This is a genomic window from Microbacterium radiodurans, assembly GCF_008710705.1.
Taxonomy (GTDB): Bacteria; Actinomycetota; Actinomycetes; order Actinomycetales; family Microbacteriaceae; genus Microbacterium; species Microbacterium radiodurans.
This window is the reverse complement of sequence record NZ_VYRZ01000001.1, coordinates 791,372-806,839: the sequence shown is the minus strand read 5'-3', so window position 1 is coordinate 806,839 and position 15,468 is coordinate 791,372. Positions and strand designations below refer to the sequence as shown.

At 72.0% G+C, this 15,468-nt stretch carries 9 protein-coding genes; all 9 read left to right on the top strand.

Annotation, left to right across the window (positions count from 1 at the left end):
• Positions 1–15: 15 nt before the first annotated feature.
• Entirely contained in the window at positions 16–1,545 is a 1,530-nt protein-coding gene (locus F6B42_RS03765) for an ABC transporter substrate-binding protein (protein WP_150418232.1), read from the top strand.
• Between the two features lie 69 nt (positions 1,546–1,614).
• Positions 1,615–2,556 (top strand): ABC transporter permease, encoded by a 942-nt coding sequence (locus F6B42_RS03760; protein ID WP_150418231.1) that lies wholly within the window; start codon positions 1,615–1,617, stop codon positions 2,554–2,556.
• Complete coding sequence (locus tag F6B42_RS03755) at positions 2,553–4,433, top strand: dipeptide/oligopeptide/nickel ABC transporter permease/ATP-binding protein (protein WP_150418230.1); 1,881 nt, start codon at positions 2,553–2,555, stop codon at positions 4,431–4,433. Before F6B42_RS03760 ends, F6B42_RS03755 begins: the two co-directional genes overlap by 4 nt.
• Positions 4,430–5,296: an ATP-binding cassette domain-containing protein gene (locus F6B42_RS03750; protein ID WP_150418229.1), complete on the top strand. Its 867-nt coding sequence runs from the start codon at positions 4,430–4,432 to the stop codon at positions 5,294–5,296. Before F6B42_RS03755 ends, F6B42_RS03750 begins: the two co-directional genes overlap by 4 nt.
• A gap of 200 nt (positions 5,297–5,496) precedes the next feature.
• On the top strand, positions 5,497–7,779 hold the full coding sequence (locus F6B42_RS03745) for a glycoside hydrolase family 3 protein (protein WP_223878373.1): 2,283 nt from the start codon (positions 5,497–5,499) through the stop codon (positions 7,777–7,779).
• Positions 7,776–8,903: a serine hydrolase domain-containing protein gene (locus tag F6B42_RS03740; RefSeq protein ID WP_150418227.1), complete on the top strand. Its 1,128-nt coding sequence runs from the start codon at positions 7,776–7,778 to the stop codon at positions 8,901–8,903. The genes F6B42_RS03745 and F6B42_RS03740 overlap by 4 nt, the downstream gene beginning before the upstream one ends.
• A 46-nt stretch (positions 8,904–8,949) precedes the next feature.
• On the top strand, positions 8,950–10,449 hold the full coding sequence (locus F6B42_RS03735) for a glycoside hydrolase family 43 protein (protein ID WP_150418226.1): 1,500 nt from the start codon (positions 8,950–8,952) through the stop codon (positions 10,447–10,449).
• Positions 10,446–13,259 (top strand): family 78 glycoside hydrolase catalytic domain, encoded by a 2,814-nt coding sequence (locus F6B42_RS03730; RefSeq protein WP_150418225.1) that lies wholly within the window; start codon positions 10,446–10,448, stop codon positions 13,257–13,259. Before F6B42_RS03735 ends, F6B42_RS03730 begins: the two co-directional genes overlap by 4 nt.
• A 64-nt stretch (positions 13,260–13,323) precedes the next feature.
• On the top strand, positions 13,324–15,099 hold the full coding sequence (locus F6B42_RS03725; RefSeq protein WP_150418224.1) for a DUF5605 domain-containing protein: 1,776 nt from the start codon (positions 13,324–13,326) through the stop codon (positions 15,097–15,099).
• Positions 15,100–15,468: the final 369 nt, after the last annotated feature.

Below are 15,468 nucleotides of genomic sequence, written 5' to 3'. Positions count from 1 at the left end.
AGAGAAGGACCGAAGATGTTCCGATGGAAGGCCACAGCAGCCCTCACCGTCGTCGCAGCGCTCGCCCTGGCGGGATGCGCGGGGACGGATGACGGATCCGGCGGCAGCGACAGCGGTCGCGCCGACCGACTGACCCTCACCGCGATCACCGCACCCACCAGCTACGACATCGGCCAGGGCGCCGAGTGGGGCAACCGCAGCCCGTTCTTCCAGGCGGTCTTCGACACCCTCCTGATGAAGGACTCCTCGGGCGAGACGCAGCCGTGGCTGGCGACCGAGTGGTCGTACAACGACGACAACACCGTCCTCACCCTCATCCTCCGCGAAGGCATCACCTTCAGCGACGGCAGCGCCCTCGACGCCGAGGCGGTCGTGGCGAGCCTCGAGCACTTCCGCGACGGCACCGCACCGCAGGCCGCGACCCTCGCCGGCAAGGAGTTCGCGGCACCCGACGCGACCACCGTGACGATCACGCTCCCGGCGCCCGACCCGTCGCTGGTGAACATCCTCTCCAACGCCCAGGGCCTCATCCAGGCACCCTCGACGTTCGGCAACCCCGACTCGGCGACCGACCCGATCGGCTCCGGCCCGTACATCCTCGACACCGCCTCGAGCGTCACCGGCACGACGTACAACTACACCGCCAACCCCGACTACTGGAACGCCGACGCGGTCAAGTACGACAACCTGACGATCAACGTCCTCGAGGACGTCACGGCCACCACCAACGCGATCAAGGCCGGCGAGGCCAACGGCGCCAAGATCGCCGACAACAACACGATCTCCGAGGTCGAGGGGGCCGGCTGGACGATCGAGTCCAACGAGCTCGACTTCCAGGGTCTGCTGCTCCTCGACCGCGCCGGCACGATGGCGCCCGAGCTCGCCGATGTGCAGGTGCGTCAGGCGATCAACATGGCCTTCGACCGCGAGGCGCTCCTGCAGTCGCTGCAGAGCGGCTACGGCACCGTCACCGAGCAGGTCTTCCCGGCCACCTCCGTCGCCTACGACGAGTCGCTCGACGGCACGTACTCCTACGACCCGGATGCCGCCAAGGACCTCCTCGCCGAGGCCGGCTACCCGAACGGCTTCACGCTGAACATGATGTCGACGCCGGCGTTCCAGACCACGTTCGACCTCGTCGCGCAGCAGCTCGACGACATCGGCATCACGGTCAATTACACCGACCCGGGCACCGGCAACTTCATCACCGACATGCTCGCGCCGAAGTACCCCGCCACCTGGATGGCCCTCGAGCAGAACCCCGACTGGCAGCTGATCAACTTCATGGTCGGACCCGACGCGACGTTCAACCCGTTCGGCTACGAGGACCCGACCGTCGACGGCTACATCCAGACCGTGCAGTTCGGCACCCCCGAGGAGTCCGACCAGGCGCTGAAGGACCTCAACAAGTACCTCGTCGACCAGGCCTGGTTCGCTCCGTTCTTCCGCGTGCAGGGCACGTTCGCCACCGACGCGAACACGAACCTCGAGTTCTGGCCCACCAACGCCTACCCGTCGATCTTCGACTTCTCGCCGAAGAACTGATCCGATCCCCGTCCGCCTGACCGGTGCCCGACCGGTCAGGCGGACGGGCCGACCCTCCGGGAAGGCATCATGCTGCCATTCATTCTCCGGCGCCTCGCCTCGGGCGTCGTGCTGATCGTGGTGATCTCGTTCATCGCGTTCCTGCTCCTCTACATGGGCGGCGGCGACATCGCCCGCCGCATCCTCGGCGAGAACGCCACCGCCGAGACCGTCGCCAAGAAGACCGCGGAGCTCGGCCTCAACCGCCCGCTCCTGGTGCAGTACGCCGACTGGGTGACCTCAGCCGTCACCGGCAACCTCGGCCGCAGCTGGTTCACCGGCGAACTCGTCTCGGTGAGCGTGTCGGGCCGACTGGCCGTCACCCTCTCCCTCGTCGTCGGGGCCACGATCGTCTCCGCCATCCTCGCGGTGGTCCTCGGCGTCCTGGCCGCCCGCCGCGGCGGCGCCGTCGACGGCGCGGTGCAGTTCCTCTCCCTGGTCGGCTTCGCCATCCCGGGCTTCCTCATCGCCCTCTTCCTCGTCCTCGTCTTCGCGATCAACCTCGGCTGGTTCAAGGCGACGGGGTACGTGCCGATCACGTCCTCGCTCGGCGGATGGGTCGCATCCGTCATTCTCCCGATCGTCGCGCTGTCGATCGGGGCGATCGCGACGGTCGCCGCTCAGGTGCGCGGCTCGGTCATCGACGCGATGTCTCGCGACTACGTCCGAACGCTCCGCTCGCGCGGGCTCGGACTCGGATCCGTCATCTACAAGCACGTGCTGCGCAACGCCGGCGGCCCCGCCCTCGCGGTGCTGGCCGTCCAGTTCGTCGGCCTCCTCGGCGGCGCCGTCGTCGTCGAGCAGATCTTCGCCATCCCGGGGATGGGCCAGCTCAGCGTCCGCTCGACCACGCTCGGCGACGTGCCCGTCGTGATGGGGCTCGTGATCGCGTTCGCGATCATCGTCGTCATCGTCAACCTCCTCATCGACCTCGCCCAGGCCGCCCTCAACCCGAAGGTGAGACTGTCATGACCGCCATCGACGTCCCTCCCGTCCCCTCGTCGCCGGCGGTCGCGATCGCGCCCGTCCGCGTGCACCTCTGGCGCCGTCTCATGCGCCGGCCGCTCGGCATCGTCTCGGCCGCCTTCCTCGCCCTCGTCGCGGTCATCGCCGTCCTCGGCCCGGTCATCGCCCCGCAGGATCCGAACTACGCCGACATCCGCAGCGTCCTCGCCGGCCCGAGCGCGGCTCACATCCTCGGCACCGACGGCAGCGGCCGCGACGTGCTCTCGCGGCTGCTGTCGGCGACGCAGACGAGCATCGCCGCCGCGCTCATCGCCGTCGTGGTCGCGATCGTGCTCGGTGTCGTGAGCGGCCTCATCGCCGGCTACTACCAGGGCTGGTTCAACGCTGCGGCGACGTGGGTCACCGAGCTGAACATGGCCCTTCCGGGCATCGTCGTGCTGCTCGCCGCGCGGGCCGTCCTCGGCCCGTCGGTGTGGATCTCGATGTTCATCTTCGGCATCCTGCTCGCTCCGGCCTTCTTCCGGCTCGTCTACGCCGCCGTCACCGCCGTCCGCGGCGAGCTGTACGTCGACGCCGCGCGGGTCTCGGGCCTGAGCGACAGCCGCATCATCGGGCGCCACGTCCTCGCGGTCGTCCGCGCGCCCATCATCATCCAGGCGGCGATCATCGCCGGCATCGCCATCGCGATCCAGTCGGGCCTGGAGTTCCTCGGCCTCGGAGATGTCAACGTCCCCACGTGGGGCTCGATGCTCACCGACGGCTTCAAGAACATCTACAAGGCACCCGTGCTGATGATCTGGCCCTCGCTCGCGATCGCCCTCACCTGCATCGCCCTGACCCTCCTCGCGAACGTCATGCGCGACGAGCTCGAGCGCACCGTCACGGTACGCCGCAAGCGCCGTCGCGCGGTCACCACCGCCACCGGTTCGGTCGCGGCCGTGACGACCTCGGTGGGCACGAGCGGCGGCGAGCCGATCACCGACCTCGACGAGCTGCCCGTCATCGAGGGAGCCGGCGTCACGATCCACCGCGAAGACGCCCGCAGCAAGACGAGCGCGAAGCTCCTGACGGTGCGCGACCTCACCGTCGGCTACGACCAGCCCGACGGATCGCACATCGAGGTGGTCCACGGCGTCTCGCTGGATGTCCGCAAGGGCGAGGTGCACGGCCTCATCGGCGAGTCCGGCTCGGGCAAGACCCAGACCGCGTTCGCGGTGCTCGGGCTCCTCCCCCGCGGCGGCCGGGTCACCGGCGGCTCGATCTCGTTCGACGGCACCGAGCTCGCCGACGAGTCCGACCGGGTCTACGGCGCGATGCGCGGCAAGCGCATCGGCTACATCCCACAGGAGCCGATGAGCAACCTCGACCCGTCGTTCACGATCGGCAGCCAGCTCGTCGAGCCGCTGCGCAAGACCCTGGGGATGTCGAAGAAGGATGCGACCGACCGCGCCCTCCACCTCCTCGACCGGGTCGGCATCCCGCAGCCGAAGCGCACCTTCGACGCCTACCCGTTCGAGGTCTCCGGAGGCATGGCGCAGCGCGTCCTGATCGCCGGCGCCGTCTCGACCGATCCCGACCTGATCATCGCCGACGAGCCCACGACGGCGCTCGACGTCACGGTGCAGGCGGAGGTGCTCGAGCTGCTGCGCGATCTGCAGGCCGAGCGCCACATGGCGATGCTCCTGGTGACCCACAACTTCGGTGTCGTCGCCGACCTGTGCGACCGCGTCACGGTCATGCAGAACGGCCTCTTCGTCGAACAGGGTCCCGTTCGCGCGATCTTCAACGACGCCCGTCACCCGTACACGCAGGCGCTGCTGGACGCGATCCTCGACGAGGGTCCCGCCCGCCCGGCGCTGTCATCGAAGGAGGTCGGAGCATGACCGCTCCGCTGCTGGAGATCTCGGACCTCGTCGTCGAGTACCCCGGGAAGGGATTCCGCGCCGAGCCGTTCCGCGCCTTGAAGGGCGTCTCGCTCGACATCCTCCCCGGCGAGACCGTCGGTCTCGTGGGCGAGTCGGGGTCGGGCAAGACGACGCTCGGCCGTGCGGCGCTCGGGCTCGCCCCGGTCACGGAGGGCACGATCCGCTTCGACGGTCGCGACATCTCGCACCTGAACCGGCGCGACCGGCGGGCGCTGAGCTCGGACATCCAGGTCGTCTTCCAGGACCCGTACTCCTCGCTCAACCCGTCCATGACGATCGAGCAGATCCTCACCGAGCCCCTCACCGCCGCCGGTGTGGGCACGCGCGAGGCGCGCGACCGCGTCCGCGACCTGCTCGACCAGGTCGGCCTGCCGGCCGACGCGCGCAGCCGGCTGCCTCGGGAGTTCTCGGGCGGTCAGCGTCAGCGCGTCGCGATCGCGCGCGCGCTCGCGCTGCGCCCGCGCCTCATCGTCTGCGACGAGCCGGTGTCGGCGCTCGACCTGTCGACGCAGGCCCGCGTGCTCGACCTCTTCATCGAGATCCAGGAGCGCACGGGCGTGGCCTACCTGTTCGTGACGCACGACCTCGCCGTCGTCCGTCACATCAGCCACCGCGTCGCCGTGATGTACCGCGGCGAGATCGTCGAGTCGGGCGACGGCGACCAGGTGACGTCGCGGCCGCGGCATCCGTACACGCAGCGGCTCTTCATGGCCGCTCCGGTGCCCGACCCCGACAAGCAGGAGGAGCGTCGCGCCGCGCGCCGCGCCTTCCTCGCGTCCGAGGCCGGCGCCGCCGCTCAGGCCGGCACCGACGCCGCATGACCGGATGCCGGAGACGGTGACTCGCACCCGCCTCCGGCATCCCCCCACCCCCTACGCCGCTCGAGGAGCATTCCGTGACCCATTCCACCGACCACCTCCGGCCGCTCCTGTCGGAGCTGACCCTCGAGCAGAAGGCCGCCCTCGTCCAGGGCGCCGACTTCTGGACGACCGTGCCGATCCCCGGGATCGACCTGCGCGCGATGACCCTCTCGGACGGGCCTGCCGGCGTCCGCGGTCCGCGGTGGGACGAGCGGGAGCCGTCACTGAACCTGCCGTCGGGATCGGCGCTGGCCGCATCCTGGGACCCCGATCTCGCCTATCGCTACGGCGCCGCCGCGGCCGCCGAGGCCCGCCGCAAGGGCGTGGACGTCGTGCTCGGTCCGACCATCAACCTGCACCGCTCGCCGCTCGGCGGCCGGCATTTCGAATGCCTGTCGGAGGATCCCGAGCTCACCGGCGAGCTCGGCGCCGCCTACGTCCGCGGGCTGCAGGACAACGGCGTCGCCGCCACGCCCAAGCACTACGTCGCCAACGACTCCGAGACCGACCGCTTCACGGTCGACATCGATGTCGACGAGCGGACCCTCCGCGAGGTGTACCTCGCGCCGTTCGAGCGCGCGGTCGACGCCGGCGCCTGGGCGCTCATGAGCGCCTACAACTCCGTCGACGGCGTGACGATGACCGAGAACGAGCTGCTCGAGACCCCGCTGAACAGCGAGTGGGGCTTCGACGGCGTCGTCGTCAGCGACTGGACCGCCGTGCGCTCGCTCGGTTCCGTGCCCGCCGCGCAGGACCTCGCGATGCCCGGACCGGCACCGGCCTGGGCGGGGCTCGTGGCGGCCGTCCGCGCCGGCGAGGTCTCCGAGGCGGACCTCGACCGTAAGGTGCTGCGGCTGCTGCTGCTCGCCGAGCGGGTCGGCGCGCTGGGAACGGCGACCCCGACCGAGACCGCCCCGCTCGACGGACCGGCATTCGCCCGCGAGGCCGGCGTCGCCGGAACCGTCCTGCTGAGCAACGACGGGGTCCTGCCCCTCGACGCCGACACGCTCGCACGCGTCGCCGTCATCGGCCACAACGCCCGCGACGCCCGCACGCAGGGCGGCGGGTCGGCGACGGTCCTGCCCGAGCGCACCGTCTCGCCGCTCGAGGGACTGCGGGCCGCCCTGCCGGGCGCCGAGGTGACCTACGACATCGGCGCCGTCGTGCAGGAGGGGGTCGCCGAGATCCCGCTCGCGCAGCTCGAGAACCCCGTCACGGGCGGTCCCGGCATCCGTGTGAGCTTCCACGACGCCGACGGCCGCGAGCTCTTCGCCGAGGACCGCCGTTCGACGGCGCTCGTCTGGTTCGGGGGCGACGCCCCCATCGAGGCGAGCCGCACCGTCGTGTTCGAGACGCGCTACACGCCCGAGGCCGACGGCGAGATCGAGCTGGGCTTCGCCGGGGCGAACCCGGCGCGGATGTGGGTCGACGGCGCGCTCGTCCTCGACGACGCCCCCGTGATCGAGGGCCGCGACCTCGGCGCCGCCTTCCTCAACCCGCCGTCCGTCACCGCCCCCGTCCACGTCACGGGCGGCTCGGCGATCGACATCCGCGTCGAGTTCGTGCGCGCGGGCGCCGGCGCCCTGTCGGGAGCCCTGTCGGCGACGGTCGGGATCGCCCCCGAGCGCACCGAGCCCGGCGAGCTCATCCGGCGCGCCGTGGCCTCGGCCGCCGCCGCCGAGGTCGCCGTCGTCGTCGTCGGCACGAACGCGAAGGTGGAATCGGAGGGATACGACCGCGAGAACCTCGACCTGCCCGGGCACCAGGACGAGCTCGTCCGCGCCGTCGCCGCGACCGGCACGCCGACGATCGTCGTCGTCAACGCCGGCTCCCCCGTCGTCCTCCCCTGGGCGGGCGAGGTGGCCGCGGTCGTGCAGGGATACTTCGGCGGTCAGGAGTTCGGCACGGCGATCGCCGGCATCCTCACCGGCGCGGACGAGCCCGGCGGGCGCCTGCCGACGACCTGGCCGGCGAGCCTCGCCGACGTCCCGGTCACCGACGTCGCCCCCGAAGACGGCGTGCTGCGGTACACCGAGGGGCTGCACATCGGCTACCGCGCCTGGCTCCGACAGGGCGCCGCCCCGGCCTTCCCGTTCGGGCACGGCCTGGGATACACGTCGTGGTCGTGGGATGCCGCGCGCCGCCACGAGGGCGGTGTCGAGGTGTCGGTGACGAACACGGGCGATCGCTCCGGCAAGCACGTCGTCCAGGTCTACGCCGAGCGCGCCGACTCCGGGGTCGAGCGGCCGGTGCGCTGGCTCGTCGGGTTCGCGCCGGTCCACGCGGCGCCCGGCGAGAGCGCCACCGTCACGATCGATCTGCCGGAACGGCGCCTCGCCCACTGGGCCGACGGCTGGCTGGTCGAACCCGGGGCCTACACGATCCGGATCGGAGCGTCGGTCGTCGACCTCCCCCTCGAGCTGACCTGGACGGTCGCCGAATGAGCGCCGTGCTGAACGGAGCGCTCTCGGGCACCGCCGACGAACGCCTGGGGGCCGTCGTCGATCGCCTCGCCGGCTACCTCGCGGCCGACCCCGACCTGTCGTTCCAGGTCGCGGCCTATCACCGCGGCGACCTCGTGCTCGACGCCTGGGGCGGGCCGCATCTGGGCGAGCACTCGGTCATGGTGCCGTACTCCGTGACGAAGAACACGATCGGACTCGCGATCGGCCTCCTGATCGAGCGAGGCGAGCTCGACCTGGATGCCGCCGTCGCCTCGGTGTGGCCGGAGTTCGCCGCGCACGGCAAGGGCGCGGTGACGATCCGCCAGCTCCTGTCGCATCAGGCAGGGCTCCCGCAGGCGCAGCCGCCGCTGACATGGGACGAGCTGCTCGATCACCACGCGGCGGCCGAGCGCCTCGCCGACACGGTGCCGTTCTGGCACCCCGGGAGCGCGTTCGGCTATCACGCCATCACGATCGGCAACCTCGCCGACGAGCTGGTCTTCCGCGTGACCGGACGGACGCTCCACGAGTTCTACGAGAGCGAGATCCGCGCACCGCACGACATCGACTTCCGCCTCGGGCTGCCCGCCGAGCTCGAAGACCGCCGCGCGGACGTGCTGCCGATGATCGCCCCCGTCTCAGCCGACCAGACGCGGCAGACCTCGGCGCTCGGTCCGCTCGTCTTCGGCGCGATGACGGGAGACGTCGATCTCGGCAACTCCCCGCGCAGCTGGCGCTACGGCCACCCGGCCGGAAGCGGGACGGGCACGGCGCGCGGACTCGCGCGCCTGTTCGCCGTGATGGTCACGGGCCTGGACGGCGCCGAGCCGGCGCTGTCCGCCGAGACCGTCGCCGCAATCGGACAGCAGCAGATCCGCGGCTACGACGAGGTGCTCCACCAGCACGACCGCGCGCACGCGATCGTGTTCCAGAAGCCGTCGCAGCAGCTGGCGTTCGGCGGGCCGCGCGCCTTCGGGCACGACGGCGCCGCCGGAGCCCTCGCGTGCGTCGACCCCGACACGGGCCTCGCCTTCGCGTGGACCATCGCCCGCGGGCCCTGGCCGGGCGGCGCCGACCCCCGTGCCGTCGCCCTGGCGGCCGAGCTCGGTCGCATCCTGACCTGACCCCCACCTCGGCTCAGCCCGCCCCCGCCCTCGAACGGAGCGCTCGATGACGACGCTGTACAACCCGCTGCTGAACGGCTTCCACCCCGACCCCTCGGTCGTGCGGGTGGGCGACACCTGGTACCTCGCGACCTCGACGTTCGAGTACCTGCCCGGCATCCCGATCCACCGGTCGACGGATTTCGAGACGTGGGAGCTCATCGGCCACGTCGCCACCCGGCCCGGCCAGCTCGGGGTCGAGAACGTGCCGACCGCCGGCGGCGCCTGGGCACCGACCATCCGTCATCGCGACGGGGTCTTCCACCTCGTCATCACCGACGCGATGGGGCGCGGCATGCTGCACTTCACCGCGACGGATGCCGCGGGGCCCTGGAGCGACGGCGAGCTCATCCGCTCCGCCGGCGGCTCGGCGTCGATCGACGGGATCGACCCCGACATCGCGTGGGACGAGGACGGCACCGTCTACATCACGTTCTCGGGCCTCATCCTCGGCGGGCCGCGGATGGGCGAGCACCTCGGCATCCAGCAGGTGCGGGTCGATCTCCAGAATCACGTGGCGCTCGAGGAGCCGCGCTCGCTCTGGTCGGGCAGCACCGGGGCGTTCCCCGAAGCCCCGCACCTGTACTCCCGCGACGGGCGGTGGTACCTGATGATCGCCGAGGGGGGCACCGAGCGCGGCCACGGCATCTCGATCGCGCGCGGCGACGGCCCCGAGGGTCCCTTCGAGAAGGCACCCCACAACCCGCTCGTCTCGGCCCGCTCGACCGTGCGCCCCGTGCAGAACACCGGCCACGGCGACCTCGTTGTGGGCCCCGCCGGCGATTGGCTGTGCGTCCTGCTGGGCGTCCGCCCCCGATCGATGACCCGCGCCTTCTCGGCCCTCGGCCGCGAGAGCTTCGTCACGCCGGTGCGCTGGCGGGGCGACGGGTGGCCCGAGATCGACCCGGTGGAGCTCAACCCGCGCCCCGGCACATCGGTCCACGTCGACTTCACAAGCCCGCTCGATGGCGAATGGATCGCCGTGCGCGCGCTGCCGGAGGCGGTCGCCGAGCAGCGGGACGGACGCCTCGTGCTGCGGGGAACGGGCGCGACGCTGAGCGATCCCCGCCCCGCCTTCGTCGGACGCCGGCAGGAGCACCTGACGAACGAGACCTCCGCCACCGTCGACGCGAGCGCCGGAGTCGGCGGGCTCGCGGTGCGATACGACGAGAACTTCCACGTCGAGCTCGAGGTGAGCGCCGACGCGGTGACCGCGCGGGCGGTCGCCGCCGGCCTCGTGCAGGAGTGGCGGCATCCGATCTCCGGACCGGTGCTCCGGCTGCACATCGCCTCGCGTCCGCCGGAGGCCACGGGCCTCCTCCGCACGAGCGACGTGTTCCACCTGTCCGCGACCATCGACGGGGACGTCGTCGAGCTCGCCCGCATCGACGGCCGCCTCCTCTCCGCCGAGACCGCCGAGTCGTTCACGGGGCGCGTCATCGGCGCCTACGCCGTCTCGGGCGAGATCGCGGTGACGGACTGGACGATCGACGGAGACGACGAATGAGCGCCCGTATCGCGACCCTGCGCGCCGAGCAGCGCGACGACACGACGTTCGTCGCCACCGCGCGTCCGCGCCTGACCTGGACGGTCGAGACCGACGAGCGCGATTGGTCGCAGGTCGCGGCCGAGATCGAGGCGACGGGCGGGGCCGGGGGCGTCGAATCCGCGTCGATCGGGTCCGGCGACAGCGTCCTGATCGCGTGGCCGTTCGCGGCGCTGCGGGCCGGCGAGCGCCGCACCGTGCGCGTGCGCGTGCGCGGGACGGCGAGCGGGATCACGCCCGCGGATGCCGCGTGGACGCCGTGGAGCGAGCCGGTCGAGGTGGTCGCGGGCTTCCTCGCGGACGACGAGTGGGTCGCGCTGCCCGTCGGGCTCGCCGAGCCCGAGCGCGACGCCCAGCCCGCCGTCGTCCGCACGCGCTTCGCGCTCGACCGGCCGGTCGAGCGGGCGGTGCTGCTGTGGACGGCGCTCGGCGCCGCCGAGCCGGAGGTCAACGGCATCCCCGTCTCGGGCGACGTCCTCGCTCCGGGCTGGACGGCCTACCGCGACCGCCTCGTGCACGAGACCGTCGACGTGACGGCGCTCGTCCGTCCCGGCGAGAACGAGCTGTCGGCCACGATCACCGGCGCGTGGTACACCGAGAAGTACGGGTTCTTCGCCTTCGCGGACCGGCTCTACGGCACCCAGCCGTCGTTCCTCGCGCAGCTGCGGGTGACCTTCACCGACGGTTCGACCCGGACGATCGCCCCGACCGGCGACGGGTGGGAGGCCGCGGGCGACGGACCGATCGTCGACAGCGGCATCTACGCCGGCGAGCATCAGGACCTCCGCCGCTCGCCGCGCGCGTTCGCACCCGCCCGCGTGGGAGCCGCGGCCAGACCGGGCTACGAGAACGTCCCGACGCCCGAGGCGCGCATCGCGCCGCCGGTGCGCCGCATCCAGACCCTGCCGGTCGCCGAGGTGCTCGCCGCCGCCGGCGGGAGCATCCTCGATTTCGGCCAGAACCTCGTCGGGCGCGTCCGCGTGCGGGTGCGCGGCGCCGCGGGCACCCGGGTCGTCATCCGCCACGCCGAGGTGCTCGACGACGGCGAGCTCGCCCTCCGCCCCCTGCGCAACGCCGCGGCCACGGCGACGTTCGAGCTCAGCGGCGGCGACGACGAGCTCGAATCGCGCTTCAGCTTCTACGGGTTCCGATATGCGCAGATCACCGGCGTCGACGTGTCGCCGGGCGACGTCGAGGCCGTCGTGCTGCACACCGACATGACCCGCACCGGATGGTTCTCCTCCTCCGACCCGCTCCTCGACCGCCTCCACGAGAACGTCGTGTGGGGCATGCGCGGCAACTTCCTGTCGATCCCCACCGACTGCCCGCAGCGCGACGAGCGACTCGGCTGGACGGGTGACCTGCAGGTCTTCGCCCCCACGGCGTCGTACCTGTACGACTGCGCGGGCTTCCTGACCTCGTGGCTGCGCGACCTCGCGCACGAGCAGCGTCGCGACGACGGCTCGGTGCCGGTCGTCGTGCCCGCGGCCCTCACCGGCTTCGGCGCGTTCGGGGTGAGCCCGGCTGCCTGGGGCGATGCGGCGACCGTCGTGCCGACCGTGATGCACGAGCGGTTCGGCGACCGCTCGGTCGTCGCCGACCAGTACGAGAGCATGCGCGCCTGGGTGGACGCCGTCGGGCGCGACGCCGGCGACAGCGGCCTGTGGGCGGGACGGATGCAGCTGGGCGACTGGCTCGACCCGGCCGCCCCGCCCGACAAGCCCGGCCAGGCGAAGGTCGACTCCGACATCGTCGCGACCGCGTACTACGCCCGGTCGCTCCGCCAGGTCGCCGAGGCGGCACGCCTGCTCGGCCGCAGGGCCGACGCCGACGCGTACGCGGCGCGTGCCGAGCACAGCCGGCGGGCGTTCGTCGCGGAGTACGTGACCGCCGCGGGGCGCATGATGAGCGACGCGCCGACCGCCTACGCGCTCGCTCTCGAATTCGACCTCGTGACGGACGCCGCCGTGCGCGCGGGTCTGGCCGAACGGCTCGCCGACCTCGTCCGCGAGGGCGGCTACCGCATCGGCACGGGCTTCGTCGGCACGCCGCTGGTGACCGACGCACTGACCCGCGGCGGTCATCTCGACGCCGCCGAACGCCTGCTCACCCAGACCGAATGCCCGTCGTGGCTGTACCCCGTCACGCAGGGGGCGACGACGGTGTGGGAGCGGTGGGACTCGCTCCTCCCCGACGGCTCGGTCAATCCCGGCGAGATGACCTCGTTCAACCATTACGCCCTCGGCGCCGTCGCCGACTGGCTGCACCGCACGGTCGCCGGCCTCGCCCCCGCGGCGCCCGGCTATCGGCGCCTGCGGATCGCACCGCGTCCGCTCCGCACGCTCGGGTCGGCCTCGACGCGGCACCGGACGCCCTACGGCGAGGCCGCCGTCTCGTGGCGCCGCGAGGGTTCCGAGATCGTCGTGAGCGCGGTCGTTCCGCCGAACACCCGGGCCGAGGTGGACCTGCCCGGCCTGAGCGACGAGGTCGGCTCGGGCGCGCACGAGTGGCGGTTCGCCGACACGCCGAACGCGGCGCGCGCCGAGCTCGACGGCATCCGCGCATCGCTCGCCGACGTGATCGACGACCCGCGGGCCTATGCGGCGCTGCTCGACACCCTCGCCGAGGTCGCCCCCGACCGCGTCGACACCGTCCGCGGCGAGACGCGCTGGGGGTCGGGACGCCCCGTCACCACCGCCCTCATGTTCACCCCGCCCGCCGTGCAGGACGCCGTCGACGCGGCCATCCGGCGGGCCACCGCGCCGTCCTGACCGCCCCGTCCCGACCGACGACCGGTCCCGACCGTCACGTCCCGAATCGACCCGAGGAGATCCCATGTTCGACCGCGCCAGCACCTTCGGCGAGGCCCTCGACAACCCCGACGCCCGCGCGATCCTCGAGCGGTACCTGCCGGGCATCGCGGCATCCCCCATGGCGACGCAGTTCCGGGGCGGCCGCCTCGGCCAGCTCCTGGCCCTGGTGCCGGCGCTCGAGGACGTCGAGGAGCGGCAGCGCTTCTTCGCCGCCCTCGCCGACATCGGCGAGGGGTCGGCGAGGGCGCCGTATGCCCCGGCGATCGAACCCGACCCCGGGTTCGAGGACGACTCCGTCCCCGCCGGATCGGCCGAGGTGACGCTGCCCGGTGCGGTCGCGCTCTGGGAGCCGCTCGAGATCCGGCTCGCCGGGCCGTCGCACGGCAACCCCTTCGTCGACGTCGAGCTCGACGCCGTCTTCACCCGCGAGGGTGAGGAGGTGCGCGTCGGCGGGTTCTACGACGGCGACGGCGCCTACGTCATCCGCGCTCTCGCCGACCGCGAGGGCACCTGGTCGTTCCGCACCCGCTCGACGGCCCGATCGCTCGACGGCATCGCCGGCGAGGTCGAGGTGGTCGCGGCGCTCGATGGTCGGCACGGACCCGTCCGGGTCGACGGGTTCCACTTCCGGCACGCCGACGGCACGCGCCACCGTCCGGTCGGGACGACGGCGTACGCCTGGACGCACCAGCCGGGCGCCCTGCAGGAGGAGACGCTCCGGACGCTCGCCGAATCCCCGTTCGCGAAGCTGCGGATGTGCGTCTTCCCGAAGTCGTACCTCTACAACGCGAACGAGCCCGCCGACTTCCCCTTCGTCGGGTCGCTGGCGGACGGGTTCGACCTGACGCGGTTCGACCCGGCGCACTTCCGCCGGCTCGAGGAGCGCATCCGCCAGCTCGGCGACCTCGGCCTCGAGGCCGACCTCATCCTCTTCCACGCCTACGACCGGTGGGGCTTCGCCGACCTCGGCCCCGCCGTCGACGAGCGATACCTCCGCTACGTCGTCCGCCGCCTCGCGGGCTTCGCGAACGTCTGGTGGTCGATGGCCAACGAGTACGACCTGCTGTGGTCGAAGGACCTCGACGACTGGGAGCGCCTCGCCGCCGTCGTCGCTGCGGAGGATGCGTTCGGCCACCTGAACTCCATCCACAACTGCCGGCCGGTGTACGACTACGACAAGCCGTGGATCACCCACGTCAGCATCCAGCGCGTCGACGTCTACCGCACCGCGGAGAACACCGACCAGTGGCGCGAGCAGTGGGGAAAGCCCGTCGTCATCGACGAATGCGCCTACGAGGGCGACATCGATCAGGGCTGGGGCAACATCACCGGCGAGGAGATGACCCGCCGGTTCTGGGAGGGCGCGGTGCGCGGCGGCTACGTCGGCCACGGCGAGACCTACTACCCGCCCGCGCTGGACGGCGCCGGCTCCTTCGGCGACGACGACGAGGTGCTGTGGTGGTCGAAGGGCGGCGCGCTGCACGGCTCGTCACCCGAGCGCATCGCCTTCCTCGAGCGCCTGCAGGCCGAGTCGCCCACGGGCGTGTGGGATCCGCTGCCGAGCGACTGGGACGTGCCGTGGGGCGGGGTCGCGGGGGCTGTGAAGGTCGGGTACTTCGGCTTCAACCGGCCGCGGTTCCGCAACCTCATCCTCGACGAGGGGGCGTGGCGCGTCGAGGTCGTCGACACCTGGAACATGACCGTCGAGGAGGTGCCCGGCGAGCAGCGCGGTCAGGTCCGCGTCGAGCTCCCCGGCCGGCAGTTCATGGCGGTGCGCCTCACCCGCCTCGGCGACTGAATGGCGCAACGGACACGTCGTGCGCTGCGGAGGATGTCAGCGGTGATGTTCGGCGCTCGCGCGGCGGGTTGCGGCGGCCGCTGCTTCCGCTGGGTGCGTGCTCCCGGCGCTTGCCGTCTGCTTGCTGGACCGGCCAATCGACCATCCGGCCGATATTGGATCTTATGTCAGTTCGCCGATCGACTCTCGTCATCTGGTTCACTATCGCTACTCCTCCCTATGCATCATCAGTGCAGCATTGCGCAAGAGCTTTCGCGGTTTGGACTGCGATGTGGCAAAACTCTCATGGTGTCCGTAGCCTGGCAGCAGCGCATCATTCTGGGGGGCGGGTGCGTTCTCGGGCCCCATTCAAGCGGGCCGTCGCAACTC

Coding starts and splice junctions, on each gene's coding strand:
- F6B42_RS03765 (WP_150418232.1), top strand. CDS start 16: ATGTTCCGATGGAAGGCCACAGCAGCCCTCACCGTCGTCGCAGCGCTC.
- F6B42_RS03760 (WP_150418231.1), top strand. CDS start 1,615: ATGCTGCCATTCATTCTCCGGCGCCTCGCCTCGGGCGTCGTGCTGATC.
- F6B42_RS03755 (WP_150418230.1), top strand. CDS start 2,553: ATGACCGCCATCGACGTCCCTCCCGTCCCCTCGTCGCCGGCGGTCGCG.
- F6B42_RS03750 (WP_150418229.1), top strand. CDS start 4,430: ATGACCGCTCCGCTGCTGGAGATCTCGGACCTCGTCGTCGAGTACCCC.
- F6B42_RS03745 (WP_223878373.1), top strand. CDS start 5,497: ATGACCCTCTCGGACGGGCCTGCCGGCGTCCGCGGTCCGCGGTGGGAC.
- F6B42_RS03740 (WP_150418227.1), top strand. CDS start 7,776: ATGAGCGCCGTGCTGAACGGAGCGCTCTCGGGCACCGCCGACGAACGC.
- F6B42_RS03735 (WP_150418226.1), top strand. CDS start 8,950: ATGACGACGCTGTACAACCCGCTGCTGAACGGCTTCCACCCCGACCCC.
- F6B42_RS03730 (WP_150418225.1), top strand. CDS start 10,446: ATGAGCGCCCGTATCGCGACCCTGCGCGCCGAGCAGCGCGACGACACG.
- F6B42_RS03725 (WP_150418224.1), top strand. CDS start 13,324: ATGTTCGACCGCGCCAGCACCTTCGGCGAGGCCCTCGACAACCCCGAC.